This is a genomic window from Leclercia sp. W6 (genome assembly GCF_003336345.1).
In the GTDB taxonomy this organism is placed as follows: Bacteria; Pseudomonadota; Gammaproteobacteria; order Enterobacterales; family Enterobacteriaceae; genus Enterobacter.
Map to the genome: position 1 here is coordinate 4,093,269 of NZ_CP031104.1, position 24,411 is coordinate 4,117,679.

The window sequence follows — 24,411 nt, forward strand, 5'->3', positions numbered from 1 at the left end:
TCATGACCACAACATTACGCCCGCACGACTTAATCTGGCTTACCACACGGGATGCGCTGGAGGATATCCAGGAGCCCTGGGTGGATGCAGCCTGGCATACCGGGTTGCCGGTGGTAGTGCGGCGTGATGTTGAGGGTAGCGGGCGTATTCCGGTCGGGGTACGCGGCCTTAAGCGCGATCAGCGCGCGGCGGGCTGGGTTAACCCTCACCAGATTGCCCGCGTGGTCTCCCCCGAACAGCTGAGCGCAGAAGAAAGTCTGCTGCGCTCGCCGTTTATCACCCAGCCGCCGGTTCAGGTGGCCGTACAGCTTTCCCGCATCTCCTGGCCCTGGACGTGGGGCATTACCGGCAGCACCGGCTATGCGCTGGCGACCGGTATTGCGGTGATCCACGCCGCAAGCGATCTCGATCTGCTGATCCGCGCCCCGCAGCCGCTTTCCCGCACGGATTTACTCAGCTGGCAGTCACAGCTTGAGGGGGCGCTCTGCCGGGCCGATACCCAGGTTGAGACGCCGCTGGGCGGCTTTGCGCTCAACGAATGGCTACGTGATGGAAAAACGTTGCTGAAAACCGACCGGGGGCCGCGCCTGACGGCGAACCCCTGGGCATGGGAGGAACAATGAAGATCCTGTTTACCTTTCCGGGGCAGGGGACGCAGCATCCCGGTATGCTGCAAAACCTGCCGGGAACCGAGCTGGCGCAGGCGCGTGAAGTGCTGGGCGCCAGTGAAGTGGATGCGCTGGACTCCCCGGCGGCGCTAGAGCATACCCGCGCGGTACAGCTCTCGCTGCTGATCGCTGGTGTCGCCTGGGCGCGTGAACTGGCGCGTCGCGGCGTGGCGCCGGATATCGTCAGCGGCCTCTCTATCGGCGCGTATCCTGCGGCAGTGCTCTCCGGGGCGCTCGATTTTGCTGATGCCCTGACGCTGGTGGCCCTGCGTGGCGATCTGATGGAGCAGGCTTATCCACACGGCTACGGCCTGACGGCCATTATGGGGTTAACCCTTGCGCAGGTAGAAACCCTGATGGAAGGCACCGGCACCTACGTTGCCAACCTGAACGCGGAGACGCAGATTGTGATTGCGGGAACCGACGAGGGGATGGCAGAAGTGGCGGCGCGCGCGCTGGCGAAAGGGGCCAACAAAGCCCGTCGTCTGGCGGTGAGTGTCCCGTCGCACTGCGAACTGCTGGCCGAGCCGGCGCAAAAACTGGTCGAGGCCTTTAGCCGGGTCACGCTCTCTCGTCCCCGCTGCGCCTACCTTAGCGGCAGCACCGGACGCGTACTCTGGCAGCCGGAAAAAATTGCCGACGATCTGGCGATGAACATGGCCCGGACGGTGCGCTGGCAGGAGGCGGTGATTGCCGCTAACGAACGCGAAGCGCGGCTGGCGATAGAGATGCCTCCCGGCGGCGTGCTCACCTGCCTGACGCGTCAGGCAGCCTGGGAAGGGGAGTCGGTCTCTCTGGAAAGGAGCGGCATGGATGTCGCGGTGCATCTCGCCCGGCGTCTTAAGGCGTAGCGTTCTGCTCAAGGCGGCGGGCGTACATGCGGCCTTCCGCCGCCAGCGCCCGCAGGCTCGGATCCTGCTCGCGGTTGCGGGCAAAGACGATGGCGATTAACTGCTGCATTTGATACGGCTGGGCCAGCTTTAACAGCTGCACCGAGTTTTCGTACACTTTTTTCATCCTGCCCGGCATCAGCGTAAAGCCGACACCCGCCTGCACCAGACTCAGCATTGAAAAAATATCATTGACCCGGGTGACGATTTCCGGCTCAAAACCAGCAATATGAAACGCTTCCTGGAAACCGGCATAGGTGGCGAAGCCCTCTGCCAGGGCGACGAACTTCTGGTCTTTGTAGTCGCGTAAGTCCGCCAGCGCGTTGGTATTGAGCTGCGCCGAAGCGGGGGCGGCCAGAAAGATGTCATCGTGGAACAGGGGCAGCACTTCGAGGTTGTTGCGGTCAATCTCACTCTCCGAGATGGAGATGAGAATGGCATCGAGCGCGCCTTCATCCAGCAGATGCAGCAGGGTGTCGTTGGATCCCATGGTGAGATCCATCTCCAGATCCGGACGGCGCAATTTCATGCCCATAATGAGCTGCGGAACGGTCTCAAGCGTCAGAGAGTAGAGCGTCCCCACCCGCAGACGGCCCTGGCCGACGCCGGCCGTTTTACGCGCCTCTTCCAGCCCGCGCTCCATCACCTGCATCACCTCCTGACAATACTCAAGCAGCGTCCAGGCGGCAGGCAGGGCGATCAGATTACGGCCTTTATGCGTAAACAGCGGGCAGCGGACGTTCTCTTCCAGGGTGTGCAGGGCACGATGGACGCTGACCCCGCTGAGGTTCAGCACCTCAGCGGCACGGGCGATATTGCCCGTCTCCATGAATGTCATGAAGATGCTCAGTTTGCGGAATGTAATTTCGCTGGTCAGGTCAGGTATCATCGCCCCTCCCGGGTTAGTCGCTCTGGAGCATCTCTTCGAGCTGTTCCTGCGCCTCCAGCCAGGCCATTTCGCACTCCTCAAGGCTGGATTTGGTTTTGGCCTGCACCTGCAGGCACTCGGTGAGCTCGGCTTTACGCGTCTGGTCATACAGGCCGCTGTCACCCAGCTTCTCTTCCACGGTGGCAAGCGTGGCGTTGAGCTTCTCCATCTCTTTTTCCAGACGGGTAATCTCTTTACGCAGCGGCTGGGTCTGGGTGCGCAGCTCTGCTTCACGGCGCTTCTGGTCTTTACGCGCCTGGGCGCTGTTGGCGTTCTCTTTCGCTGCCTCTTCCGGCTGGTTTTCCTGCTTCTGCACGTCCGTCAGCCACTGCTGGTAATCTTCCAGATCGCCGTCGAAAGGCTCTACTTTACTGTCGTGCACCAGGTAGAGATCGTCGGTGGTGGAGCGGATCAGGTGACGATCGTGCGAAACGACAACCAGCGCGCCTTCGAACTCAATCAGCGCTTCGGTCAGCGCCTGGCGCATGTCGAGATCCAGATGGTTAGTCGGTTCATCGAGCAGCAGCAGATTCGGGCGCTGCCAGACGATCAACGCCAGCACCAGGCGCGCTTTTTCGCCGCCGGAGAAGCGCTCAGTATTCTCGGTCACTTTATCGCCCTGGAAGCCGAAGCCGCCCAGATAATCCCGCAGCTTCTGCTCCATCTCCTGCGGGGCCAGACGCGCCAGGTGCTGCAGCGGCGATTCGTCCGCGCGTAAAAACTCCAGCTGATGCTGGGCGAAATAGCCCAGCTTAATGCCCTTCGCCAGACCAATATCGCCACGTACCGGCGCAAGCTCGCCCGCCAGCAGCTTAATCAGCGTCGATTTACCGGCGCCATTACGCCCGAGCAGACCGATACGGGAACCCGGCACCAGGTTGAGTTTGATGGAATCCAGGATGATGCGCTCGCCATAGCCCGCGCTGACTTTTTCCATTTTCAGCAGTGGGTTGGGCAGGCTTTCCGGCGCACGGAAGCTAAAGTGGAACGGGTTGTCGACGTGCGCCGGGGCGATCATCTCCATGCGTTCCAGCATCTTAATGCGGCTCTGGGCCTGTTTGGCTTTGGAGGCCTTCGCCTTGAAGCGATCGACAAAGCTCTGCAGGTGCGCCACGCGCTGCTGCTGGCTTTCGTACATCGCCTGCTGCTGGGAGAGACGTACCGCGCGCTGGCGCTCAAACGAGCTATAGTTGCCGGTGTACTCGAACATCGTTTCCTGTTCGATATGAATAATTTTGTCCACCACCGGGTCAAGGAAGTCACGATCGTGGGAGATCAGGATCAGCGTGCCCTGATAGCTCTTCAGCCACTTCTCCAGCCAGATGACGGCATCAAGGTCGAGGTGGTTAGTCGGTTCATCGAGCAGCAGCAGGTCAGAGCGGCAGATCAGCGCCTGGGCCAGGTTAAGGCGCATGCGCCAGCCACCGGAGAAGTCGCTGACCGGGCGTTCCAGTTGCTCGTTACTGAACCCCAGGCCGTGCAACAGGCTGGCGGCGCGGGAGCGAATAGTCCAGGCATCAATGGCGTCGAGTTTGCCGTGCACGGTGGCAATCGCATGGCCGTCGTTGCGTTCGTTGGCGGCATGCAGCTCCGCTTCCAGCTTGCGGTATTCCCGATCGCCGTCGATAACATAATCCATCGCCGGTACGCTCAGGGCTGGCGTCTCCTGGTTTACCCAGGCCAGCTGCCAGTTGCCGGGGTAGGTAAAATTACCCCCGTCGGCACTGATTTCGTTTTTCAGCAATGACAGTAACGTGGATTTACCGCAGCCGTTTTTGCCCACCAGACCGACTTTCTGGCCCGGGTTAATGGTGGCTGTAGCGTTGTCCAGCAGGACACGTACGCCGCGACGAATTTGTAATGAGGAGAAAACAATCATAGAGCGCCGTATGTTCCGACTATGTTAAGTTGTCATTATAATCAGGTTAAATGTGCCGCCACGCGCCGCGTGGGTGTGCCATGGTAGCCCAAAACAACAGTGATGACGACCCGGGAGAGGAATGATGTCCCAGACAGCCAAAGTGCTGCTGCTGTATGCCCATCCGGAGTCTCAGGACTCGGTCGCTAACCGGGTTTTGCTACAACCGGCATTACAGCTAAGTAATGTGACAGTGCACGATCTTTACGCGCACTACCCCGATTTTTTTATCGATATTCCCTATGAGCAGGAGCTGCTGCGCCAGCACGACGTCATCGTGTTCCAGCATCCGCTTTACACCTACAGCTGCCCGGCACTGCTGAAAGAGTGGCTGGACCGCGTGCTGAGCCGTGGATTTGCCAGTGGCGTGGGAGGAAACCAGCTGGCGGGAAAGTCCTGGCGGAGCGTCATTACCACCGGCGAGCCGGAGAGCGCGTATCGCCACGATGGGCTTAACCGCTACTCGATGAACGAGATCTTACGCCCGTTCGAGCTGACGGCGGCCATGTGCCGCATGCACTGGCTGAGTCCGATCATTATCTACTGGGCTCGTCGGCAGCATCAGGATGAGCTGACCAGCCATGCCCGCGCGTACGGTGAGTGGCTGGCGGCGCCAAATCTGACAGGAGGTCACTGATGGAAGGCTCAGATCTTTTACTCGCAGGCGTGTTGTTCCTGTTCGCCGCCGTGGTGGCGGTGCCGTTGGCTTCGCGTCTGGGGATTGGCGCGGTGCTCGGCTATCTGCTGGCGGGCATCGCCATCGGCCCGTGGGGGCTGGGATTCATCAGCGATGTGGACGAAATCCTGCACTTCTCGGAGCTGGGCGTCGTCTTTCTGATGTTTATTATCGGCCTTGAGCTCAACCCGACGAAGCTCTGGCAACTACGGCGCTCGATCTTTGGCGTAGGTGCCGCGCAGGTGTTGTGCAGCGCGGTGATCCTCGGCGGACTCCTGATGCTCACCCACTTCTCATGGCAGGCTGCGGTGGTTGGCGGGATTGGTCTGGCGATGTCCTCTACGGCAATGGCGTTACAGCTGATGCGCGATAAGGGCATGAACCGCAACGAAGCGGGACAGCTGGGCTTCTCGATCCTTTTGTTTCAGGATCTGGCGGTGATCCCCGCGCTGGCCCTGGTTCCACTGCTGGCAGGATCGGGCGAGGAACATTTCGACTGGATGAAGATCGGCATGAAGGTGCTGGCCTTTGCCGGCATGCTGGTGGGAGGGCGCTATCTGCTCCGCCCGGTGTTCCGGTTTATTGCCGCCTCCGGCGTACGCGAGGTGTTTACCGCCGCGACGCTGCTGCTGGTGCTGGGATCGGCCCTGTTTATGGATGCGCTGGGTCTGTCGATGGCGCTCGGTACGTTTATCGCGGGTGTGCTGCTGGCGGAGAGTGAGTACCGGCATGAACTGGAAATTGCCATCGATCCCTTTAAGGGGCTGCTGTTAGGGCTGTTCTTTATCTCTGTCGGCATGGCGCTCAATCTCGGCGTGCTCTACACCCATATCCTGTGGGTGGTGATGAGCGTTGCCGTGCTGGTCACGGTTAAAATGGCGGTGCTGTATGGGCTGGCGCGGGTTTACGGCCTGCGTCAGGCGGAAAAGGCGCAGCTTGCCGGGGTGCTGAGCCAGGGGGGCGAATTCGCTTTTGTGCTCTTCTCCACAGCATCGTCCCAGAGATTGTTTCAGGATGACCAGATGGCGCTGCTGTTAGTGACCGTGACGCTGTCGATGATGACCACGCCGCTGCTCATGAAACTTATCGATAAGCAGCTGTCTCGCCGGATGAATGCCCTGGAAGATGAGCATGAAGCGCCCTTTGTGGAGGACGATAAACCGCAGGTGATAGTGGTGGGCTTCGGGCGGTTTGGGCAGGTGATCGGGCGTCTGCTGATGGCAAATAAAATGCGCGTGACGGTGCTTGAGCGCGACATCAGCGCGGTAAACCTGATGCGCAAGTACGGTTATAAGGTCTATTACGGCGATGCCACACAGGTCGAACTACTGCGCTCCGCAGGCGCAGAGGCGGCGGAGTCGATTGTTATCACCTGTAATGATCCGGAAGACACCCTGAAGCTGGTGGAGATCTGCCAGCAGCATTTTCCCCATCTGCACATCCTGGCCCGGGCGCGAGGGCGTGTTGAGGCACATGAGCTGCTTCAGGCAGGGGTAAAGTATTTTACCCGCGAGACCTTCTCCAGTGCGCTGGAGCTGGGGCGTAAAGCATTAGTGACGCTGGGTATGCATCCTCATCAGGCCCAGCGCGCACAGTTACATTTCCGTCGTCTTGATATGCGCATGCTGCGCGAGTTGATGCCGGTTCACACCGATACGGTGCAGATTTCCCGCGTACGGGAGGCGCGTCGCGAGCTGGAAGAGATCTTCCAGCGTGAGATGCAGCAGGAGCGTCGGCAGCCGGACGGCTGGGATGAATATGAATAACGAGGTAAAGAATGGCGGTACGTAAACGTTTTATCGCCGGCGCGAAATGCCCGGCCTGCCAGGCTCAGGATTCACTGGCCATGTGGCGTGAGAACAATATTGATATTGTTGAGTGTGTTAAGTGCGGTCACCAGATGCGGGAAGCCGATAAAGAAGTGCGCGATCACGTTCGCAAAGAAGAACAAGTGATCGGCATTTTTCATCCGGACTAGCGATATGTCCCGAGTTTTTTTAAGCTAAAGGGTACACGGGTGCAGAATTCGGCTACAATCTGCGCCAGCAATTTTCCCACGCTCAGGAGATATCATGAAAGTAGCAAAAGACCTGGTGGTCAGCCTGGCCTATCAGGTACGTACAGAAGACGGTGTGTTGGTTGATGAGTCTCCGGTGAGTGCGCCGCTGGACTACCTGCACGGTCACGGTTCCCTGATCTCCGGCCTGGAAAACGCGCTGGACGGTCATGAAGTTGGTGACAAATTTGACGTTGCTGTAGGCGCAAACGACGCTTACGGTCAGTACGATGAAAACCTGGTTCAGCGTGTTCCTAAAGACGTCTTCATGGGCGTTGATGAGCTGCAGGTTGGCATGCGTTTCCTGGCTGAAACTGACCAGGGTCCGGTTCCAGTAGAAATTACGGAAGTTGAAGACGACCACGTTGTGGTTGACGGCAACCACATGCTGGCTGGCCAGAACCTGAAGTTCAACGTTGAAGTGGTTGCGATCCGCGAAGCCACTGAAGAAGAGCTGGCTCACGGCCACGTTCATGGTGCGCACGGTCATGACCACGATCACGGTCACGATGGCTGCTGCGGTGGTCACGGCCACGATCACGACCATGGTCACGAGCACGGTAAAGGCGGTTGCGGCGGTAACGGCGGCTGCGGTTGCCACTAAGCGTTACGCCTTAAGGCACAAAAAAGCGGGATATTCCCGCTTTTTTTACGTCTTAATAATGGGGCGGCGGCGTCTCTTCCGACTGCGACGCGATGTGCGATGCCTGGGAGGCTTTTACTTTTTCAGTTAACAGACGCATCAGATCCCGCAGCTTTGCCATCTCCAGTTCGTGGGCGGTGACGGTCTGATTCAGCTCATCGATGGTGATCTCCTGAAAAGCCAGGCGGCTTTCAAGCTCAGCCAGACGTGCTTCCATCTCTCTATTCTGCATGATTCACCTCGTTTGTTTCGTTAAACCCGTCCGGGGCTGGCGGCGGCGAATTTTACCTGAGATTATCCTTGCGCGCAGTAAACATCCCCTTGCTGCGAAACTAATTTAAACAAAAATAGTCTGAAATGTGGTGCTAATCAGGGGTGTCTACCTGTAGATTTGTTCCTCAACGTTTTATAGTACGCTACTCATTTACGCTTAATACGGGGTGAGAGTCCCCGGCCCTGGAGAAATGGATGAAATCACTGTTTAAAGTAACGCTGCTGGCGACCACAATGGCTGTCGCTTTGCATGCGCCGCTGACTTTCGCTGCTGATACCGCTGCGAAACCTGCTGCGACTGCTGACAGCAATGCAGCGTTCAAAAATGACGACCAGAAATCAGCCTACGCGCTGGGCGCATCTCTGGGCCGTTACATGGAAAACTCTCTGAAAGAGCAAGAAAAACTGGGCATCAAACTGGACCAGGCTCAGCTGATCGCAGGCGTTCAGGATGCGTTTGCAGACAAGAGCAAACTGTCTGACCAGGAAATCGAGCAAACTCTGCAGGCTTTCGAAGCGCGCGTGAAAGGCGCAGCGCAGGAGAAGATGGAGAAAGACGCGGCTGAGAACGAAACGAAAGGCAAAACCTACCGTGAGGCTTTCGCTAAAGAGAAAGGCGCAAAAACCTCTCCTACTGGCCTGGTCTACAAAGTAGAGAAAGAAGGGACTGGCGAGGCACCGAAAGACAGCGATACCGTCGTTGTGAACTACAAAGGTACGCTGACCGACGGTAAAGAGTTCGATAACTCTTACACCCGCGGTGAGCCACTCTCCTTCCGTCTGGATGGTGTTATCCCTGGCTGGACTGAAGGCCTGAAGAACATCAAGAAAGGCGGTAAAATCAAGCTGGTCATCCCACCGGAGCTGGCTTATGGCAAAACGGGCGTCCCGGGTATCCCGGCTAACTCCACGCTGGTATTCGACGTAGAGCTGCTGGACATCAAGCCAGCGCCGAAAGCGGATGCTAAGCCAGACGCGAAGCCGGAAGCGCCGGCAGAAGCCACCAAGAAGTAAACCGGTTAAAACCGCCGCCTCAGAAGCGGCGGTTTTTTTATTGGGGTGTAGATATAATTAACACTGGAAGCGCTACCTACGCTGTATTAACTTAATTGCCCGTGTAAATAATGAGCCTGCCCTGAAAACCTACCGACAGGCTCCTGAAAAGGAGTGTTTTTTTCATGACCAGGTCGCTTTTAACCAACGAAACCAGCGAACTTGATTTGCTGGATCAACGTCCTTTCGATCAGACCGATTTCGATATTCTGAAATCCTACGAAGCGGTAGTGGACGGGTTAGCGATGCTCATTGGGTCCCACTGCGAAATCGTTTTGCACTCCCTGCAAGATCTGAAATGTTCTGCCATCCGTATCGCCAATGGTGAGCATACTGGCCGTAAAATCGGCTCGCCAATCACTGACCTTGCACTGCGTATGCTGCACGACATGACCGGCGCGGACAGCAGCGTCTCCAAATGTTATTTCACCCGCGCGAAGAGCGGTGTTCTCATGAAGTCCGTCACCATCGCGATCCGCAACCGCGATCATCGTGTGATTGGTTTGCTGTGCATCAACATGAACCTTGATGTGCCGTTCTCCCAGATCATGAACACCTTCATTCCGCCAGAAACACCGGATGTCGGCTCCTCCGTAAACTTTGCCTCTTCCGTTGAAGACCTCGTGACCCAGACGCTGGAATTCACCATTGAAGAAGTTAATGCCGATCGCAACGTCTCCAACAATGCCAAGAATCGTCAGATCGTGCTTAACCTCTACGAAAAAGGCATTTTTGATATTAAAGACGCCATTAACCAGGTGGCCGATCGCCTTAATATCTCCAAGCACACGGTCTATCTCTACATCCGTCAGTTCAAAAGCGGCGATTTTCTGGGGCAAGAGAAGTAATGCGTTTTGCATTAATGGTGACAGGCCCGGCATACGGTACACAGCAGGCCAGCAGCGCGTTGCAGTTTGCCCGTGCACTGCTGGCGGCCGGCCATGAGCTGGTCAGCGTCTTTTTTTATCGGGAAGGGGTGTATAACGCGAACCAGCTGACCTCTCCGGCATCAGACGAGTTCGATCTGGTCCGGGCCTGGCAGTCGCTGAACCAAGAGCATGGCGTTGCCTTGCATATCTGCGTGGCGGCGGCTTTGCGTCGGGGGGTAAGCGATGCGAATGAAGCGCAACGTCTCGGCTTGCCTGCCGCGAATCTTAACGAGGGCTTCTCCCTTAGCGGTCTTGGGGCGCTGGCACAGGCTGCCTTAACCTGCGATCGTATGGTGCAATTCTGATGAACCGCGTTGCGTTTGTATTTCATTCTGCCCCACATGGCAGCGCCGCCGGAAGGGAAGGGCTGGATGCGTTACTGGCCACTTCTGCGCTGACGGAAGAGATCGGGGTATTCTTTATCGGAGACGGCGTATTCCAGCTGCTTGCCGGTCAGCAGCCGCAGGCGGTGCTGGCGCGGGATTACATCTCGACCTTTAAAGTCCTGCCGTTGTATGACATCGAGACGTTCTATGTCTGTGCAGCTTCACTGCAGGCCCGCGGCCTGAAAGAGAATACCCCCTTTATTCTGGACGCGACCGTACTTGCACCGGCATTACTGCGGGAACAGCTTTCCCACTACGACACAATCCTGACATTCTGAGGCGCGCATGCTCCATACCCTGAGCCGTTCCCCCTGGCACTGCGACATCGAAAGCCTGTTAAGCATGCTGCGTGAGGGTGATACTGTGCTGCTGATCCAGGATGGCGTTCTGGCGGCAGTAGAAGGCAGCCGCTTTGTTGATATTCTCTGTAATGCCCCCATCTCTGTCTCAGCGCTAAAAGATGATATCGAGGCTCGCGGCCTTATTGGTCAAATTTCAACCAAGATTGACGTGGTTAGCTATACTGATTTCGTCAATCTGGCCATCCAGCACACCGGCCAAATGAACTGGTGATCTGAGATCGCTGTATAATTCTTGACACCTTTTCGACGTAGCCCTAAAATTTCGCGTCCTCATATTGTATGAGGGCGTTTTATTACGTGTTTACGAAGCAAAAGCTAAAACCAGGAGCTATTTAATGGCAACAGTTAACCAGCTGGTACGCAAACCACGTGCACGCAAAGTTGCAAAAAGCAACGTGCCTGCGCTGGAAGCCTGCCCGCAGAAACGTGGCGTATGTACTCGTGTATATACTACCACTCCTAAAAAACCAAACTCCGCACTGCGTAAAGTATGCCGTGTGCGTTTGACTAACGGTTTTGAAGTGACTTCCTACATCGGTGGTGAAGGTCACAACCTGCAGGAACACTCCGTGATCCTGATCCGTGGCGGTCGTGTAAAAGACCTTCCGGGTGTTCGTTACCACACCGTTCGTGGTGCGCTTGACTGCTCCGGCGTTAAAGACCGTAAGCAATCTCGCTCCAAATACGGCGTGAAACGTCCTAAGGCTTAATGGTTCTCCGTTAAGTAAGGCCAAACTGATTTATCTTAATGTCACACTAAACTCTTAGAGTTTTGGACAATCCTGAATTAACAACGGAGTATTCCCATGCCACGTCGTCGCGTCATTGGTCAGCGTAAAATTCTTCCAGATCCGAAATTCGGATCAGAACTGCTGGCAAAATTTGTAAATATCCTGATGGTAGATGGTAAAAAATCTACTGCAGAAGCAATCGTATACAGCGCGCTGGAGACCCTGGCTCAGCGTTCTGGTAAAAATGAACTGGAAGCTTTCGAAGTAGCTCTCGACAACGTACGCCCGACTGTAGAAGTTAAGTCTCGCCGCGTTGGTGGTTCTACTTATCAGGTACCAGTTGAAGTCCGTCCGGTCCGTCGTAATGCTCTGGCAATGCGTTGGATCGTTGAAGCTGCTCGTAAACGCGGTGATAAATCCATGGCTCTGCGTCTGGCGAACGAACTTTCTGACGCTGCAGACAACAAAGGTACTGCAGTTAAGAAACGTGAAGACGTTCACCGTATGGCAGAAGCCAACAAGGCGTTCGCACACTACCGTTGGTAATCCCTTCGGAGTATTAGTCACCAGGCGGGCGCTTCAGCGAAGCAGCCCGCTTTGGGTTACTTAACTGAACGCCTAAAAAGATAAACGAGGAATCAAATGGCTCGTACAACACCCATCGCACGCTACCGTAACATCGGTATCAGTGCGCACATCGACGCCGGTAAAACCACTACCACCGAACGTATTCTGTTCTACACCGGTGTAAACCATAAAATCGGTGAAGTTCATGACGGCGCCGCAACCATGGACTGGATGGAGCAGGAGCAGGAGCGTGGTATTACCATCACCTCCGCAGCGACTACTGCATTCTGGTCTGGTATGGCTAAGCAGTATGAACCACACCGCGTAAACATCATCGACACCCCGGGCCACGTTGACTTCACCATCGAAGTAGAACGTTCCATGCGTGTTCTTGATGGTGCGGTAATGGTTTACTGCGCAGTTGGTGGTGTTCAGCCACAGTCTGAAACCGTATGGCGTCAGGCAAACAAATATAAAGTTCCACGCATTGCGTTCGTTAACAAAATGGACCGTATGGGTGCGAACTTCCTGAAAGTTGTTGGTCAGATCAAAACCCGTCTGGGCGCGAACCCTGTTCCGCTGCAGCTGGCGATTGGTGCTGAAGAAGGTTTCACCGGTGTTGTTGACCTGGTGAAAATGAAAGCCATCAACTGGAATGAAGAAGACGCAGGCGTAACCTTCACTTATGAAGATATTCCGGCTGACATGCAGGACCTGGCTGACGAATGGCACCAGAACCTGATCGAGTCCGCTGCAGAAGCTTCAGAAGACCTGATGGAGAAATACCTGGGTGGTGAAGAACTGTCTGAAGAAGAGATCAAAAAAGCTCTGCGTCAGCGTGTTCTGAACAACGAAATCATCCTGGTAACCTGTGGTTCTGCGTTCAAGAACAAAGGTGTTCAGGCGATGCTGGATGCGGTAGTTGACTACCTGCCATCCCCGGTAGACGTTCCTGCGATCAACGGTATCCTGGACGACGGTAAAGACACGCCGGCTGAGCGTCACGCAAGTGATGACGAGCCGTTTGCTGCTCTGGCGTTCAAAATCGCTACCGACCCGTTCGTGGGTAACCTGACGTTCTTCCGCGTGTACTCTGGTGTGGTTAACTCCGGTGACACCATCCTGAACTCCGTGAAAGCTGCACGTGAGCGTTTCGGTCGTATCGTACAGATGCACGCGAACAAACGTGAAGAGATCAAAGAAGTTCGCGCGGGTGACATCGCTGCTGCTATCGGTCTGAAAGACGTGACTACTGGTGATACCCTGTGTAACCCAGATCACCCAATCATTCTGGAGCGCATGGAGTTCCCAGAGCCAGTAATCTCTATCGCCGTTGAACCAAAAACCAAAGCTGACCAGGAAAAAATGGGTCTGGCTCTGGGCCGTCTGGCTAAAGAAGACCCATCATTCCGCGTATGGACTGATGAAGAATCTAACCAGACCATCATCGCTGGTATGGGTGAACTGCACCTGGACATCATCGTTGACCGTATGAAGCGTGAATTCAACGTTGAAGCTAACGTGGGTAAACCTCAGGTTGCTTACCGCGAAGCAATTCGCCAGAAAGTTACCGATGTTGAAGGTAAACACGCTAAGCAGTCTGGTGGTCGTGGTCAGTACGGTCACGTTGTGATCGACATGTACCCACTGGAGCCGGGCTCTAACCCGAAAGGTTACGAGTTCATCAACGACATCAAAGGTGGTGTAATTCCTGGCGAATACATCCCTGCCGTTGATAAAGGCATCCAGGAGCAGCTGAAGTCTGGTCCGCTGGCTGGTTACCCGGTAGTAGACATGGGTATTCGTCTGCACTTCGGTTCTTACCATGACGTTGACTCCTCTGAACTGGCGTTTAAACTGGCTGCTTCTATCGCCTTTAAAGAAGGCTTTAAGAAAGCGAAACCAGTTCTGCTTGAGCCAATCATGAAGGTTGAAGTAGAAACGCCTGAAGAGAACACCGGTGACGTCATCGGTGACTTGAGCCGTCGTCGTGGTATGCTGCGTGGTCAGGAAACTAACGTTACTGGCGTTGTGATCCACGCTGAAGTTCCGCTGTCTGAAATGTTCGGATATGCAACTCAGCTGCGTTCTCTGACCAAAGGTCGTGCTTCTTACTCCATGGAGTTCCTGAAGTATGATGATGCGCCGAACAACGTTGCTCAGGCCGTAATTGAAGCCCGTGGTAAATAAGCCGTAGGGTTAAAATCTAAGTCCCGTGCCCCCTCGGTGAGGGGGCACTATAGTAAGGAATATAGCCGTGTCTAAAGAAAAATTTGAACGTACAAAACCGCACGTCAACGTTGGTACTATCGGCCACGTTGACCACGGTAAAACTACCCTGACCGCTGCAATCACTACCGTTCTGGCTAAAACCTACGGTGGTTCTGCTCGTGCATTCGACCAGATCGATAACGCACCAGAAGAAAAAGCTCGTGGTATCACCATCAACACTTCTCACGTTGAATACGACACCCCGACTCGCCACTACGCACACGTAGACTGCCCAGGCCACGCCGACTATGTTAAAAACATGATCACCGGTGCTGCGCAGATGGACGGCGCGATCCTGGTTGTTGCTGCGACTGACGGCCCGATGCCTCAGACCCGTGAGCACATCCTGCTGGGTCGTCAGGTAGGCGTTCCTTTCATCATCGTGTTCCTGAACAAATGCGACATGGTTGATGACGAAGAGCTGCTGGAACTGGTAGAAATGGAAGTTCGTGAACTTCTGTCCCAGTACGACTTCCCAGGCGACGATACCCCAATCGTTCGTGGTTCTGCTCTGAAAGCGCTGGAAGGCGAAGCTGAGTGGGAAGAGAAAATCATCGAACTGGCTGGCTACCTGGATTCTTACATCCCGGAACCAGAGCGTGCTATCGACAAGCCGTTCCTGCTGCCAATCGAAGACGTATTCTCCATCTCCGGTCGTGGTACCGTTGTTACCGGTCGTGTAGAGCGCGGTATCATCAAAGTTGGTGAAGAAGTTGAAATCGTTGGTATCAAAGAGACTGCTAAGTCTACCTGTACTGGCGTTGAAATGTTCCGCAAACTGCTGGACGAAGGCCGTGCTGGTGAGAACGTTGGTGTTCTGCTGCGTGGTATCAAGCGTGAAGAAATCGAACGTGGTCAGGTTCTGGCGAAGCCAGGCTCAATCAAGCCACACACCAAGTTCGAATCTGAAGTGTACATCCTGTCCAAAGACGAAGGCGGCCGTCATACTCCGTTCTTCAAAGGCTACCGTCCACAGTTCTACTTCCGTACTACTGACGTGACCGGTACCATCGAACTGCCAGAAGGCGTTGAGATGGTAATGCCAGGCGACAACATCAAAATGGTTGTTACCCTGATCCACCCAATCGCAATGGACGATGGTCTGCGTTTCGCAATCCGCGAAGGCGGCCGTACCGTTGGCGCGGGTGTTGTTGCTAAAGTTCTGGGCTAATTAATTATCCCTGAATTAAAAAGGACGCTTCGGCGTCCTTTTTTGTTTTCAGCGTTTATGGCTGTCACAAATTTTCGTATTTTTTGTTCGCTCCCGCCCCGCATCTTCATGCTTGTGCTATTGTAATCATAATTATTCTCACTTACACTTTGCACATATTTTGAACGGGAGTGGTTATGTACGTTTGTTTATGTAACGGTGTGAGTGATAAAAAAATTCGTCAGGCCGTTCGCCAGTTTCATCCCCAATCTTTTCAGCAGCTGCGTAAGTTTGTTCCGGTTGGAAATCAATGCGGTAAGTGCGTTCGCGCTGCCCGCGAGATTATGCAGGACGAATTGATGCAGATCCCGGAATACAAAGAGATTGCCTGAGGCTCATACTTTTCTTTTGACATCCCTGTAGCCCCATCTACGCTTCAATGAGTGGAAGCGGAGGGACTATAATGAAAGGTGATATCAAAATCATAAGTTATCTCAATAAATTATTGGGAAATGAGCTTGTCGCAATCAACCAATACTTTCTCCATGCGAGAATGTTCAAAAACTGGGGTCTGACTCGCCTCAACGATATTGAATACCATGAGTCCATCGATGAGATGAAGCACGCTGATAAGTACATCGAGCGTATTCTGTTCCTCGAGGGTATCCCCAACCTGCAGGATCTCGGCAAGCTGGGTATCGGCGAAGATGTCGAAGAGATATTGCGTTCGGATCTGACGCTGGAGCTCGAAGGGGCGAAAGATCTACGTGAAGCTATCGCTTATGCAGACAGCATTCATGACTACGTCAGCCGCGATATGATGATTGAGATTCTGGCCGATGAAGAAGGGCACATCGACTGGCTGGAAACAGAACTGGATCTTATCAGTAAAATTGGGCTGCAAAATTACCTCCAGTCGCAAATTAAAGTGGAAAGCTGATCAGGCTTTGCCCACTCATCATTAAACCCGCTGCCGCCATGAAAGGTCCAAATGGCAGTGGGTTTTTTAATATCTGTTCCCCGGGTTTACACATCGCCAGGATGAGAAGATAAAGCGTAGCCAGCAAAGCTGCTGATAATGCCAGCACAGGAAGTACGCACCATCCATGCCATGCGCCCAGCGCACCCAGATACTTTACGTCACCGTAGCCCAGCCCTTCACGCTTACGTAGCAGCCTGTAACCCCAATAAATAATCGCGAATCCTGTGTACCCCGCTATCGCCCCTGCGACGGCGGCAGGCAGCCGCTCGGGTTGAAGACAGAGGTGATAAAGCAGACCAACCCATAGTAGCGGGCAGAGATATCGGTCCGGAAGCAGATGTGAGCGGATATCCTCGCGAACTAACAGTGCTGTTAATCCCAGGTAGGCAAGCAAGAAGGGGAGGAGAGTAAGCATTGGCGTAAACCTCAATAGAATGTTTGCCTCCATATTCCATGCCCCCCAAAGGTGAAACAAACGGCAAACTAAAACGCTGCGAGACGCCTTCCTGCCTGTTATCACGAGAATGTACGATTGCATCGTATTTACGAGGGGACACGCAAAATTGAGCTCTGCCGTCTATTTTCTAAACTGGGCTTGCGTCCTGCCCAGATTTACGTATAATGCGCGGGCTTGTCGTAATTGACAGCTGGTTCAATCTGAACCCCGGGCAGCAATCTTTTTCAGTTGCCTAACAATGCTCCCAATCGGGGAGCTACGTAAGAACGGTTACACTCTCCCATCAATCGTAATGGGTCTGAGTAGTGATCATTTTCGTTTATAAAATAATTGGAGCTCTGGTCTCATGCAGAACCAAAGAATCCGTATCCGCCTTAAAGCGTTTGATCATCGTCTGATCGATCAATCAACCGCGGAAATCGTCGAGACTGCTAAGCGCACTGGTGCGCAAGTCCGTGGTCCGATCCCGCTGCCGACCCGCAAAGAGCGCTTTACCGTTCTGATCTCCCCGCACGTTAACAAAGACGCGCGTGATCAGTACGAGATCCGCACTCACAAGCGTCTGGTTGACATCGTTGAGCCAACTGAGAAAACCGTTGATGCTCTGATGCGTCTGGATCTGGCTGCCGGTGTAGACGTGCAGATCAGCCTGGGTTAATCAGGTCATCGAGCGATTGAGAGGTTGATACAATGATTGGTTTAGTCGGTAAAAAAGTGGGTATGACCCGCATCTTCACTGAAGATGGCGTTTCTATCCCAGTAACCGTAATCGAAGTTGAAGCAAACCGCGTTACTCAGGTTAAAGATCTGGCTAACGATGGCTACCGCGCTATTCAGGTTACCACTGGTGCTAAAAAAGCTAACCGTGTAACCAAGCCAGAAGCGGGTCACTTCGCTAAAGCTGGCGTAGAAGCTGGCCGTGGTCTGTGGGAATTCCGCCTGGCTGAAGGCGAAGAGTTCACCGTAGGTCAGGACATTAGCGTTGAACTGTTTGCTGAAGTTAAAAAAGTTGACGTAACCGGTACCTCTAAAGGTAAAGGTTTTGCTGGTACCGTTAAGCGCTGGAACTTCCGTACCCAGGACGCTACTCACGGTAACTCCTTGTCTCACCGCGTTCCGGGTTCTATCGGTCAGAACCAGACTCCGGGCAAAGTGTTCAAAGGCAAGAAAATGGCAGGTCAGCTGGGTAACGAACGTGTAACCGTTCAGAGCCTGGACGTAGTACGTGTTGACGCTGAGCGCAACCTGCTGCTGGTTAAAGGTGCGGTCCCGGGTGCAACCGGTAGCGACCTGATCGTTAAACCAGCTGTGAAGGCGTAAGGGGATAGCAATGGAATTAGTATTGAAAGACGCGCAGAGCGCGCTGACTGTTTCCGAAACTACCTTCGGTCGTGATTTCAACGAAGCGCTGGTTCACCAGGTTGTTGTTGCTTATGCAGCTGGTGCTCGTCAGGGTACTCGTGCTCAGAAGACTCGTGCTGAAGTAACTGGTTCCGGCAAAAAGCCGTGGCGCCAGAAAGGTACTGGCCGTGCGCGTTCAGGTTCTATCAAGAGCCCGATCTGGCGTTCCGGTGGCGTGACCTTCGCTGCTCGCCCGCAGGACCACAGTCAAAAAGTTAATAAAAAGATGTACCGCGGCGCGCTGAAAAGCATCCTGTCCGAGCTGGTACGTCAGGATCGTCTGATCGTTGTCGAATCTTTCTCTGTAGAAGCGCCTAAAACTAAGCTGCTGGCACAGAAACTGAAAGACATGGCTCTGGAAGATGTGCTGATCATCACCGGTGAGCTGGACGAGAACCTGTTCCTGGCCGCACGTAACCTGCACAAGGTTGACGTACGCGATGCGACTGGTATCGACCCGGTTAGCCTGATCGCCTTCGACAAAGTCGTAATGACTGCTGATGCTGTTAAGCAAGTTGAGGAGATGCTGGCATGATTCGTGAAGAACGTCTGCTGAAGGTGCTGCGCGCACCGCACGTTTCTGAAAAAGCGTCTACTGCGATGGAAAAAACTAACACCATCGTTCTCAAAGTTGCTAAAGACGCGACCAAAGCAGAAATCAAAGCTGCTGTGCAGAAACTGTTTGAAGTCGAAGTCGAAGTCGTTAACACCCTGGTAGTTAAAGGGAAAGTTAAACGTCACGGACAGCGTATCGGTCGTCGTAGCGACTGGAAAAAAGCTTACGTCACCCTTAAAGAAGGCCAGAATCTGGACTTCGTTGGCGGCGCTGAGTAAGTCGGAGGAGTAATACAATGGCAGTTGTTAAATGTAAACCGACATCTCCGGGTCGTCGCCACGTTGTTAAAGTGGTTAACCCTGAGCTGCACAAGGGCAAGCCTTTTGCTCCGTTGCTGGAAAAGAACAGCAAATCCGGTGGTCGTAACAACAATGGCCGTATCACCACTCGTCACATCGGTGGTGGCCACAAGCAGGCTTATCGTATTGTTGACTTTAAACGCAACAAAGACGGTATCCCAGCAGTTGTTGAGCGTCTTGAGTACGATCCGAACCGTTCCGCGAACATCGCGCTGGTTCTGTACAAAGATGGCGAACGCCGTTACATCCTGGCCCCTAAAGGCCTGAAAGCTGGCGACCAGATTCAGTCTGGCGTTGATGCTGCAATCAAAGCAGGTAACACCCTGCCGATGCGCAATATCCCGGTTGGTTCTACCGTTCATAACGTAGAAATGAAACCAGGTAAAGGCGGTCAGCTGGCACGTTCCGCTGGTACTTACGTTCAGATCGTTGCGCGTGATGGTGCTTATGTCACCCTGCGTCTGCGTTCTGGTGAAATGCGTAAAGTCGAAGCAGACTGCCGCGCTACCCTGGGCGAAGTTGGCAATGCTGAGCATATGCTGCGCGTTCTGGGTAAAGCAGGTGCTGCACGCTGGCGTGGTGTTCGTCCTACCGTTCGCGGTACTGCGATGAACCCAGTCGACCACCCACATGGTGGTGGTGAAGGTCGTAACTTTGGTAAGCACCCGGTAACTCCGTGGGGCGTTCAGACCAAAGGTAAGAAGACCCGCAGCAACAAGCGTACTGATAAATTTATCGTACGTCGCCGTAGCAAATAATATTAGAGGATAAGCCATGCCACGTTCTCTCAAGAAAGGTCCTTTTATTGACCTGCACTTGCTGAAGAAGGTAGAGAAAGCGGTGGAAAGCGGAGACAAGAAGCCCCTGCGCACTTGGTCCCGTCGTTCAACGATCTTTCCTAACATGATCGGTTTGACCATCGCTGTCCATAATGGTCGTCAGCACGTTCCAGTATTCGTTTCCGATGAAATGGTCGGTCACAAACTGGGTGAATTCGCACCGACTCGTACTTATCGCGGCCACGCTGCTGATAAAAAAGCGAAGAAGAAATAAGGTAGGAGGAAGAGATGGAAACTTTAGCTCAACATCGCCATGCTCGTTCTTCTGCTCAGAAGGTTCGCCTTGTTGCTGACCTGATTCGCGGTAAGAAAGTGTCGCAGGCCCTGGATATTCTGACCTACACCAATAAGAAAGCGGCTGTACTGGTCAAGAAAGTTCTGGAATCTGCCATTGCTAACGCTGAACACAACGATGGCGCTGACATTGACGATCTGAAAGTTGCGAAAATTTTCGTAGACGAAGGCCCGAGCATGAAGCGCATTATGCCGCGTGCGAAAGGTCGTGCAGATCGCATCCTGAAGCGCACCAGCCACATTACTGTGGTTGTGTCCGATCGCTGAGACTCTGGAGACTAGCAATGGGTCAGAAAGTACATCCTAATGGTATTCGCCTGGGTATTGTAAAACCATGGAACTCAACCTGGTTTGCGAACACCAAAGAATTCGCTGACAACCTGGACAGCGATTTTAAAGTACGTCAGTACCTGACTAAGGAACTGGCTAAAGCGTCCGTATCTCGTATCGTAATCGAGCGTCCGGCTAAGAGCATCCGTGTAACCATTCACACTGCTCGTCCTGGCATCGTTATCGGTAAGAAAGGCGAAGACGTAGAAAAACTGCGCAAGGTCGTAGCGGATATCGCTGGCGTTCCTGCACAGATCAATATCGCTGAAGTTCGTAAGCCTGAACTGGACGCAAAACTGGTTGCTGACAGCATCACTTCTCAGCTGGAACGTCGTGTTATGTTCCGTCGTGCTATGAAGCGTGCTGTACAGAACGCAATGCGTCTGGGCGCTAAAGGTATCAAAGTTGAAGTTAGCGGCCGTCTGGGCGGCGCGGAAATCGCACGTACCGAATGGTACCGCGAAGGTCGCGTACCGCTGCACACTCTGCGTGCTGACATCGACTACAACACCTCTGAAGCGCACACCACTTACGGTGTAATCGGCGTTAAGGTATGGATCTTCAAAGGTGAGATCCTGGGTGGTATGGCTGCTGTTGAACAACCGGAAAAACCGGCTGCTCAACCTAAAAAGCAGCAGCGTAAAGGCCGTAAATAAGGAGCGTCGCTGATGTTACAACCAAAGCGTACAAAATTCCGTAAAGTGCACAAAGGCCGCAACCGTGGTCTGGCGCAGGGTACGGATGTTAGCTTCGGCACTTTCGGTCTGAAAGCTGTTGGCCGTGGTCGTCTGACTGCACGTCAGATCGAAGCAGCACGTCGTGCTATGACCCGTGCAGTTAAGCGTCAAGGTAAAATTTGGATCCGTGTATTCCCGGACAAACCAATTACCGAGAAGCCGCTGGAAGTTCGTATGGGTAAAGGTAAAGGTAACGTGGAGTACTGGGTTGCCTTGATCCAACCGGGCAAAGTCCTGTATGAAATGGACGGTGTTCCGGAAGAGCTGGCCCGTGAAGCCTTCGGCCTGGCAGCAGCGAAACTGCCTATCAAAACCACCTTTGTAACTAAGACGGTGATGTAATGAAAGCAAATGAGCTGCGTGAAAAAAGCGTAGAAGAGCTGAACGCTGAGCTGCTGAACCTGCTGCGTGAGCAGTTCAACCTGCGTATGCAGGCTGCAAGTGGCCAGCTGCAACAGACTCACCTGCTGAAGCAAGTGCGTCGTGATGTTGCACGCGTTAAGACTTTACTGACTCAGAAGGCGGGTGCGTAATGACCGATAAAATCCGTACTCTGCAAGGTCGTGTTGTTAGCGACAAAATGGAGAAATCCATCGTTGTTGCTATCGAGCGCGTTGTGAAACACCCGATCTACGGTAAATTCATCAAGCGTACGACCAAACTGCACGTACATGACGAGAACAACGAATGTGGTATCGGTGACGTGGTAGAAATCCGCGAATGCCGTCCACTGTCCAAGACTAAGTCCTGGACGCTGGTTCGCGTTGTAGAGAAAGCGGTTCTGTAATAGAGTAGCCTTCTCGATACGAATAAACGGCTCAGCGATGAGCCGTTTATTTTTTCTACCCATATTGCAGAAGCGGTGTTATAATGCCGCGCCCTCGATATGGGGCTTTTTAACGGCTCTGATTTTAGAGTCTCAGGTAGTAGTTGACATTAGCGGAGCACTAAAATGATCCAAGAACAGACTATGCTGAACGTCGCCGACAACTCCGGTGCACGTCGCGTAATGTGTATCAAGGTTCTGGGTGGCTCGCACCGTCGCTACGCAGGCGTAGGCGACATCATCAAGATCACCATCAAAGAAGCAATTCCACGTGGTAAGGTCAAGAAAGGTGATGTGCTGAAAGCGGTAGTGGTGCGCACCAAGAAGGGTGTTCGTCGCCCTGACGGTTCTGTCATTCGCTTCGATGGTAATGCATGCGTTATTTTAAACAATAACAGCGAGCAGCCTATCGGCACGCGTATCTTTGGGCCGGTAACTCGTGAACTTCGTACTGAGAAGTTCATGAAAATTATCTCTCTGGCACCAGAAGTACTCTAAGGAGCGAATCATGGCAGCGAAAATCCGTCGTGATGACGAAGTTATCGTGTTAACCGGTAAAGATAAAGGTAAACGCGGTAAAGTAAAAAATGTACTGTCTTCCGGCAAGGTCATTGTTGAAGGTATCAACCTGGTTAAGAAACATCAGAAGCCGGTTCCGGCCCTGAACCAGCCAGGTGGCATCGTTGAAAAAGAAGCTGCTATTCAGGTTTCTAACGTTGCAATCTTCAATGCGGCAACCGGCAAGGCTGACCGTGTAGGCTTTAGATTCGAAGACGGCAAAAAAGTCCGTTTCTTCAAGTCTAACAGCGAAACTATCAAGTAATTTGGAGTAGTACGATGGCGAAACTGCATGATTACTACAAAGACGAAGTAGTTAATAAGCTCATGACTGAGTTTAACTACAATTCTGTCATGCAAGTCCCTCGGGTCGAGAAGATCACCCTGAACATGGGTGTTGGTGAAGCGATCGCTGACAAGAAACTGCTGGATAACGCAGCAGCTGACCTGGCAGCTATCTCCGGTCAAAAACCGTTGATCACCAAAGCACGCAAATCTGTTGCAGGCTTCAAAATCCGTCAGGGCTATCCGATCGGCTGTAAAGTAACTCTGCGTGGCGAACGCATGTGGGAGTTCTTTGAGCGCCTGATCACTATTGCTGTACCTCGTATCCGTGACTTCCGTGGCTTGTCCGCTAAGTCTTTCGACGGTCGTGGTAACTACAGCATGGGTGTCCGTGAGCAGATCATCTTCCCAGAAATCGACTACGATAAAGTCGACCGCGTGCGTGGTTTGGATATTACCATTACCACTACTGCGAAATCTGACGAAGAAGGCCGTGCTCTGCTGGCTGCCTTTGACTTCCCGTTCCGCAAGTAAGGTAGGGTTACTGAATGGCTAAGCAATCAATGAAAGCACGCGAAGTAAAGCGCGTAGCTTTAGCTGATAAATTCTTCGCTAAACGCGCTGAACTGAAAGCGATCATTTCTGATGTGAACGCTTCCGACGAAGATCGTTGGAATGCAGTTCTCAAGCTGCAGACTCTGCCGCGTGATTCCAGCCCGTCTCGTCAGCGTAACCGCTGCCGTCAAACTGGTCGTCCGCACGCTTTCCTGCGGAAGTTCGGGTTGAGCCGTATCAAGGTCCGTGAAGCCGCAATGCGCGGTGAAATCCCGGGTCTGAAAAAGGCTAGCTGGTAATTGTCACCAATTGAATCACGGGAGTAAAGACAGATGAGCATGCAAGATCCGATCGCGGATATGCTGACCCGTATCCGTAACGGTCAGGCCGCGAACAAAGCTGCGGTCACCATGCCTTCCTCCAAGCTGAAAGTGGCAATCGCCAACGTGCTGAAGGAAGAAGGTTTTATCGAAGATTTTAAAGTTGAAGGCGACACCAAGCCTGAACTGGAACTTACTCTTAAGTATTTCCAGGGCAAGGCTGTTGTAGAAAGCATTCAGCGTGTCAGCCGCCCAGGTCTGCGCATCTACAAACGTAAAGATGAGCTGCCAAAAGTTATGGCCGGCATGGGTATCGCAGTTGTTTCTACCTCTAAAGGTGTTATGACTGATCGTGCAGCGCGCCAGGCTGGTCTTGGTGGCGAAATTATCTGCTACGTAGCCTAATCGGAG

Annotated in this window: 37 protein-coding genes; 33 read left to right on the forward strand and 4 right to left on the reverse strand. The window is 53.5% G+C overall.

The annotated features are described in order from the left end of the window. The first annotated feature begins 2 nt into the window (after positions 1-2). Positions 3-623, forward strand: a complete 621-nt coding sequence (locus DVA43_RS19965) for a malonate decarboxylase holo-ACP synthase (RefSeq protein ID WP_114316542.1) — start codon at positions 3-5, stop codon at positions 621-623. Next, entirely contained in the window at positions 620-1,519 is a 900-nt protein-coding gene (mdcH, locus tag DVA43_RS19970) for a malonate decarboxylase subunit epsilon (protein WP_114316543.1), read from the forward strand. Before DVA43_RS19965 ends, mdcH begins: the two co-directional genes overlap by 4 nt. Here the strand turns inward: mdcH and DVA43_RS19975 are convergent. Further along, positions 1,509-2,447, reverse strand: a complete 939-nt coding sequence (locus DVA43_RS19975; protein WP_114316544.1) for a LysR family transcriptional regulator — start codon at positions 2,445-2,447, stop codon at positions 1,509-1,511. The genes mdcH and DVA43_RS19975 overlap by 11 nt on opposite strands. A gap of 13 nt (positions 2,448-2,460) precedes the next feature. Continuing rightward, a complete protein-coding gene (locus DVA43_RS19980; RefSeq protein WP_103824843.1) occupies positions 2,461-4,365 on the reverse strand; it encodes an ABC transporter ATP-binding protein in 1,905 nt (634 codons plus the stop codon). Positions 4,366-4,486: 121 nt separating this feature from the next. Between DVA43_RS19980 and kefG the strand changes: the two genes are divergently transcribed. The 4 genes from kefG (at position 4,487) to slyD (ending at position 7,740) form a co-directional block, all read left to right on the forward strand. Then, complete coding sequence (gene kefG, locus DVA43_RS19985) at positions 4,487-5,041, forward strand: glutathione-regulated potassium-efflux system ancillary protein KefG (RefSeq protein ID WP_103824844.1); 555 nt, start codon at positions 4,487-4,489, stop codon at positions 5,039-5,041. After that, entirely contained in the window at positions 5,041-6,846 is a 1,806-nt protein-coding gene (gene kefB, locus DVA43_RS19990; protein WP_114316545.1) for a glutathione-regulated potassium-efflux system protein KefB, read from the forward strand. The genes kefG and kefB overlap by 1 nt, the downstream gene beginning before the upstream one ends. A gap of 11 nt (positions 6,847-6,857) precedes the next feature. Beyond that, positions 6,858-7,058, forward strand: a complete 201-nt coding sequence (locus tag DVA43_RS19995; protein WP_103177277.1) for a YheV family putative zinc ribbon protein — start codon at positions 6,858-6,860, stop codon at positions 7,056-7,058. A gap of 94 nt (positions 7,059-7,152) precedes the next feature. Beyond that, positions 7,153-7,740, forward strand: a complete 588-nt coding sequence (gene slyD / locus DVA43_RS20000) for a peptidylprolyl isomerase (RefSeq protein WP_103177276.1) — start codon at positions 7,153-7,155, stop codon at positions 7,738-7,740. Between the two features lie 52 nt (positions 7,741-7,792). On the opposite strand, the gene DVA43_RS20005 is transcribed toward slyD, so the two are convergent. After that, positions 7,793-8,011 (reverse strand): protein SlyX, encoded by a 219-nt coding sequence (locus DVA43_RS20005; RefSeq protein WP_103177275.1) that lies wholly within the window; start codon positions 8,009-8,011, stop codon positions 7,793-7,795. A 236-nt stretch (positions 8,012-8,247) separates the two neighbouring features. Here DVA43_RS20005 and fkpA point away from each other — a divergent pair, with 236 nt between their 5' ends. From fkpA to bfr, 11 genes are all read left to right on the forward strand, one after another. After that, a complete protein-coding gene (gene fkpA / locus DVA43_RS20010) occupies positions 8,248-9,066 on the forward strand; it encodes an FKBP-type peptidyl-prolyl cis-trans isomerase (RefSeq protein WP_103824846.1) in 819 nt (272 codons plus the stop codon). Positions 9,067-9,230: 164 nt separating this feature from the next. Further along, positions 9,231-9,953 carry a transcriptional regulator gene (locus tag DVA43_RS20015; RefSeq protein ID WP_103824847.1) on the forward strand — a complete coding sequence of 241 codons (723 nt, stop codon included), beginning with the start codon at positions 9,231-9,233 and terminating at the stop codon, positions 9,951-9,953. Continuing rightward, positions 9,953-10,339, forward strand: coding sequence for a sulfurtransferase complex subunit TusD (tusD, locus tag DVA43_RS20020; RefSeq protein WP_103177272.1), 387 nt, complete (start codon positions 9,953-9,955; stop codon positions 10,337-10,339). Before DVA43_RS20015 ends, tusD begins: the two co-directional genes overlap by 1 nt. Beyond that, positions 10,339-10,698 carry a sulfurtransferase complex subunit TusC gene (gene tusC / locus DVA43_RS20025; RefSeq protein ID WP_103177271.1) on the forward strand — a complete coding sequence of 120 codons (360 nt, stop codon included), beginning with the start codon at positions 10,339-10,341 and terminating at the stop codon, positions 10,696-10,698. The genes tusD and tusC overlap by 1 nt, the downstream gene beginning before the upstream one ends. Before the next feature lie 7 nt (positions 10,699-10,705). Further along, a complete protein-coding gene (gene tusB, locus DVA43_RS20030) occupies positions 10,706-10,993 on the forward strand; it encodes a sulfurtransferase complex subunit TusB (RefSeq protein WP_103177270.1) in 288 nt (95 codons plus the stop codon). 124 nt (positions 10,994-11,117) lie between these two features. Next, the gene (rpsL, locus tag DVA43_RS20035; RefSeq protein WP_003023654.1) at positions 11,118-11,492 is read left to right on the forward strand and encodes a 30S ribosomal protein S12; all 375 of its coding nucleotides are present in this window, start codon (positions 11,118-11,120) and stop codon (positions 11,490-11,492) included. Between the two features lie 96 nt (positions 11,493-11,588). Continuing rightward, a complete protein-coding gene (rpsG, locus tag DVA43_RS20040; protein WP_004106370.1) occupies positions 11,589-12,059 on the forward strand; it encodes a 30S ribosomal protein S7 in 471 nt (156 codons plus the stop codon). A 96-nt stretch (positions 12,060-12,155) separates the two neighbouring features. After that, positions 12,156-14,270, forward strand: coding sequence for an elongation factor G (fusA, locus tag DVA43_RS20045; RefSeq protein WP_103824850.1), 2,115 nt, complete (start codon positions 12,156-12,158; stop codon positions 14,268-14,270). Positions 14,271-14,337: 67 nt separating this feature from the next. Continuing rightward, positions 14,338-15,522, forward strand: coding sequence for an elongation factor Tu (tuf, locus tag DVA43_RS20050; protein WP_114316183.1), 1,185 nt, complete (start codon positions 14,338-14,340; stop codon positions 15,520-15,522). 176 nt (positions 15,523-15,698) lie between these two features. Beyond that, complete coding sequence (bfd, locus tag DVA43_RS20055) at positions 15,699-15,893, forward strand: bacterioferritin-associated ferredoxin (protein ID WP_059180778.1); 195 nt, start codon at positions 15,699-15,701, stop codon at positions 15,891-15,893. A 71-nt stretch (positions 15,894-15,964) separates the two neighbouring features. Next, positions 15,965-16,441 carry a bacterioferritin gene (gene bfr, locus DVA43_RS20060; protein WP_114316546.1) on the forward strand — a complete coding sequence of 159 codons (477 nt, stop codon included), beginning with the start codon at positions 15,965-15,967 and terminating at the stop codon, positions 16,439-16,441. Here bfr and DVA43_RS20065 read toward each other — a convergent pair. Then, entirely contained in the window at positions 16,425-16,898 is a 474-nt protein-coding gene (locus tag DVA43_RS20065) for an A24 family peptidase (protein ID WP_114317176.1), read from the reverse strand. The two genes, bfr and DVA43_RS20065, sit on opposite strands and share 17 nt — an antisense overlap. Before the next feature lie 388 nt (positions 16,899-17,286). Here DVA43_RS20065 and rpsJ point away from each other — a divergent pair, with 388 nt between their 5' ends. The 16 genes from rpsJ to rpsH all read left to right on the forward strand — a co-directional run bounded on the left by rpsJ (position 17,287) and on the right by rpsH (position 24,405). Further along, positions 17,287-17,598, forward strand: a complete 312-nt coding sequence (gene rpsJ, locus DVA43_RS20070) for a 30S ribosomal protein S10 (RefSeq protein ID WP_001181005.1) — start codon at positions 17,287-17,289, stop codon at positions 17,596-17,598. A gap of 32 nt (positions 17,599-17,630) precedes the next feature. Further along, positions 17,631-18,260, forward strand: coding sequence for a 50S ribosomal protein L3 (gene rplC, locus DVA43_RS20075; protein ID WP_006817279.1), 630 nt, complete (start codon positions 17,631-17,633; stop codon positions 18,258-18,260). Between the two features lie 10 nt (positions 18,261-18,270). Beyond that, positions 18,271-18,876: a 50S ribosomal protein L4 gene (gene rplD / locus DVA43_RS20080; protein ID WP_003031119.1), complete on the forward strand. Its 606-nt coding sequence runs from the start codon at positions 18,271-18,273 to the stop codon at positions 18,874-18,876. Next, on the forward strand, positions 18,873-19,175 hold the full coding sequence (gene rplW, locus DVA43_RS20085) for a 50S ribosomal protein L23 (RefSeq protein ID WP_000617546.1): 303 nt from the start codon (positions 18,873-18,875) through the stop codon (positions 19,173-19,175). The genes rplD and rplW overlap by 4 nt, the downstream gene beginning before the upstream one ends. A gap of 17 nt (positions 19,176-19,192) precedes the next feature. Next, a complete protein-coding gene (gene rplB, locus DVA43_RS20090) occupies positions 19,193-20,014 on the forward strand; it encodes a 50S ribosomal protein L2 (protein ID WP_000301859.1) in 822 nt (273 codons plus the stop codon). 16 nt (positions 20,015-20,030) lie between these two features. Beyond that, entirely contained in the window at positions 20,031-20,309 is a 279-nt protein-coding gene (rpsS, locus tag DVA43_RS20095; protein WP_001138115.1) for a 30S ribosomal protein S19, read from the forward strand. Between the two features lie 14 nt (positions 20,310-20,323). Further along, the gene (rplV, locus tag DVA43_RS20100; protein ID WP_002919773.1) at positions 20,324-20,656 is read left to right on the forward strand and encodes a 50S ribosomal protein L22; all 333 of its coding nucleotides are present in this window, start codon (positions 20,324-20,326) and stop codon (positions 20,654-20,656) included. A 17-nt stretch (positions 20,657-20,673) separates the two neighbouring features. Then, on the forward strand, positions 20,674-21,375 hold the full coding sequence (rpsC, locus tag DVA43_RS20105) for a 30S ribosomal protein S3 (RefSeq protein ID WP_000529945.1): 702 nt from the start codon (positions 20,674-20,676) through the stop codon (positions 21,373-21,375). A 12-nt stretch (positions 21,376-21,387) separates the two neighbouring features. Continuing rightward, positions 21,388-21,798, forward strand: coding sequence for a 50S ribosomal protein L16 (gene rplP / locus DVA43_RS20110; protein ID WP_002919759.1), 411 nt, complete (start codon positions 21,388-21,390; stop codon positions 21,796-21,798). Beyond that, positions 21,798-21,989, forward strand: a complete 192-nt coding sequence (gene rpmC / locus DVA43_RS20115) for a 50S ribosomal protein L29 (RefSeq protein WP_032614707.1) — start codon at positions 21,798-21,800, stop codon at positions 21,987-21,989. The genes rplP and rpmC overlap by 1 nt, the downstream gene beginning before the upstream one ends. Continuing rightward, positions 21,989-22,243 (forward strand): 30S ribosomal protein S17, encoded by a 255-nt coding sequence (gene rpsQ / locus DVA43_RS20120; protein WP_008457160.1) that lies wholly within the window; start codon positions 21,989-21,991, stop codon positions 22,241-22,243. The genes rpmC and rpsQ overlap by 1 nt, the downstream gene beginning before the upstream one ends. A gap of 165 nt (positions 22,244-22,408) precedes the next feature. Continuing rightward, positions 22,409-22,780: a 50S ribosomal protein L14 gene (rplN, locus tag DVA43_RS20125; RefSeq protein ID WP_002919748.1), complete on the forward strand. Its 372-nt coding sequence runs from the start codon at positions 22,409-22,411 to the stop codon at positions 22,778-22,780. 10 nt (positions 22,781-22,790) lie between these two features. Continuing rightward, positions 22,791-23,105: a 50S ribosomal protein L24 gene (rplX, locus tag DVA43_RS20130; RefSeq protein ID WP_000729185.1), complete on the forward strand. Its 315-nt coding sequence runs from the start codon at positions 22,791-22,793 to the stop codon at positions 23,103-23,105. Between the two features lie 14 nt (positions 23,106-23,119). Then, positions 23,120-23,659 carry a 50S ribosomal protein L5 gene (gene rplE / locus DVA43_RS20135; protein WP_007702494.1) on the forward strand — a complete coding sequence of 180 codons (540 nt, stop codon included), beginning with the start codon at positions 23,120-23,122 and terminating at the stop codon, positions 23,657-23,659. Between the two features lie 14 nt (positions 23,660-23,673). Next, positions 23,674-23,979, forward strand: a complete 306-nt coding sequence (gene rpsN, locus DVA43_RS20140; protein ID WP_042396030.1) for a 30S ribosomal protein S14 — start codon at positions 23,674-23,676, stop codon at positions 23,977-23,979. A 33-nt stretch (positions 23,980-24,012) separates the two neighbouring features. Further along, entirely contained in the window at positions 24,013-24,405 is a 393-nt protein-coding gene (gene rpsH / locus DVA43_RS20145; protein ID WP_003031127.1) for a 30S ribosomal protein S8, read from the forward strand. Positions 24,406-24,411 lie beyond the last annotated feature (6 nt).

Coding starts and splice junctions, on each gene's coding strand:
- rpsH (WP_003031127.1), top strand. CDS start 24,013: ATGAGCATGCAAGATCCGATCGCGGATATGCTGACCCGTATCCGTAAC.
- rplC (WP_006817279.1), top strand. CDS start 17,631: ATGATTGGTTTAGTCGGTAAAAAAGTGGGTATGACCCGCATCTTCACT.
- rplV (WP_002919773.1), top strand. CDS start 20,324: ATGGAAACTTTAGCTCAACATCGCCATGCTCGTTCTTCTGCTCAGAAG.
- rpsC (WP_000529945.1), top strand. CDS start 20,674: ATGGGTCAGAAAGTACATCCTAATGGTATTCGCCTGGGTATTGTAAAA.
- kefG (WP_103824844.1), top strand. CDS start 4,487: ATGATGTCCCAGACAGCCAAAGTGCTGCTGCTGTATGCCCATCCGGAG.
- rplD (WP_003031119.1), top strand. CDS start 18,271: ATGGAATTAGTATTGAAAGACGCGCAGAGCGCGCTGACTGTTTCCGAA.
- mdcH (WP_114316543.1), top strand. CDS start 620: ATGAAGATCCTGTTTACCTTTCCGGGGCAGGGGACGCAGCATCCCGGT.
- rplW (WP_000617546.1), top strand. CDS start 18,873: ATGATTCGTGAAGAACGTCTGCTGAAGGTGCTGCGCGCACCGCACGTT.
- tusC (WP_103177271.1), top strand. CDS start 10,339: ATGAACCGCGTTGCGTTTGTATTTCATTCTGCCCCACATGGCAGCGCC.
- DVA43_RS19965 (WP_114316542.1), top strand. CDS start 3: ATGACCACAACATTACGCCCGCACGACTTAATCTGGCTTACCACACGG.
- rpsJ (WP_001181005.1), top strand. CDS start 17,287: ATGCAGAACCAAAGAATCCGTATCCGCCTTAAAGCGTTTGATCATCGT.
- rpsL (WP_003023654.1), top strand. CDS start 11,118: ATGGCAACAGTTAACCAGCTGGTACGCAAACCACGTGCACGCAAAGTT.
- rpsN (WP_042396030.1), top strand. CDS start 23,674: ATGGCTAAGCAATCAATGAAAGCACGCGAAGTAAAGCGCGTAGCTTTA.
- rplP (WP_002919759.1), top strand. CDS start 21,388: ATGTTACAACCAAAGCGTACAAAATTCCGTAAAGTGCACAAAGGCCGC.
- kefB (WP_114316545.1), top strand. CDS start 5,041: ATGGAAGGCTCAGATCTTTTACTCGCAGGCGTGTTGTTCCTGTTCGCC.
- fusA (WP_103824850.1), top strand. CDS start 12,156: ATGGCTCGTACAACACCCATCGCACGCTACCGTAACATCGGTATCAGT.
- rpsG (WP_004106370.1), top strand. CDS start 11,589: ATGCCACGTCGTCGCGTCATTGGTCAGCGTAAAATTCTTCCAGATCCG.
- rplE (WP_007702494.1), top strand. CDS start 23,120: ATGGCGAAACTGCATGATTACTACAAAGACGAAGTAGTTAATAAGCTC.
- slyD (WP_103177276.1), top strand. CDS start 7,153: ATGAAAGTAGCAAAAGACCTGGTGGTCAGCCTGGCCTATCAGGTACGT.
- rpmC (WP_032614707.1), top strand. CDS start 21,798: ATGAAAGCAAATGAGCTGCGTGAAAAAAGCGTAGAAGAGCTGAACGCT.
- rplX (WP_000729185.1), top strand. CDS start 22,791: ATGGCAGCGAAAATCCGTCGTGATGACGAAGTTATCGTGTTAACCGGT.
- rpsS (WP_001138115.1), top strand. CDS start 20,031: ATGCCACGTTCTCTCAAGAAAGGTCCTTTTATTGACCTGCACTTGCTG.
- tusB (WP_103177270.1), top strand. CDS start 10,706: ATGCTCCATACCCTGAGCCGTTCCCCCTGGCACTGCGACATCGAAAGC.
- bfr (WP_114316546.1), top strand. CDS start 15,965: ATGAAAGGTGATATCAAAATCATAAGTTATCTCAATAAATTATTGGGA.
- DVA43_RS20065 (WP_114317176.1), bottom strand. CDS start 16,898: ATGCTTACTCTCCTCCCCTTCTTGCTTGCCTACCTGGGATTAACAGCA.
- DVA43_RS19975 (WP_114316544.1), bottom strand. CDS start 2,447: ATGATACCTGACCTGACCAGCGAAATTACATTCCGCAAACTGAGCATC.
- DVA43_RS19995 (WP_103177277.1), top strand. CDS start 6,858: ATGGCGGTACGTAAACGTTTTATCGCCGGCGCGAAATGCCCGGCCTGC.
- DVA43_RS20005 (WP_103177275.1), bottom strand. CDS start 8,011: ATGCAGAATAGAGAGATGGAAGCACGTCTGGCTGAGCTTGAAAGCCGC.
- fkpA (WP_103824846.1), top strand. CDS start 8,248: ATGAAATCACTGTTTAAAGTAACGCTGCTGGCGACCACAATGGCTGTC.
- rplN (WP_002919748.1), top strand. CDS start 22,409: ATGATCCAAGAACAGACTATGCTGAACGTCGCCGACAACTCCGGTGCA.
- bfd (WP_059180778.1), top strand. CDS start 15,699: ATGTACGTTTGTTTATGTAACGGTGTGAGTGATAAAAAAATTCGTCAG.
- rplB (WP_000301859.1), top strand. CDS start 19,193: ATGGCAGTTGTTAAATGTAAACCGACATCTCCGGGTCGTCGCCACGTT.
- DVA43_RS20015 (WP_103824847.1), top strand. CDS start 9,231: ATGACCAGGTCGCTTTTAACCAACGAAACCAGCGAACTTGATTTGCTG.
- DVA43_RS19980 (WP_103824843.1), bottom strand. CDS start 4,365: ATGATTGTTTTCTCCTCATTACAAATTCGTCGCGGCGTACGTGTCCTG.
- tusD (WP_103177272.1), top strand. CDS start 9,953: ATGCGTTTTGCATTAATGGTGACAGGCCCGGCATACGGTACACAGCAG.
- rpsQ (WP_008457160.1), top strand. CDS start 21,989: ATGACCGATAAAATCCGTACTCTGCAAGGTCGTGTTGTTAGCGACAAA.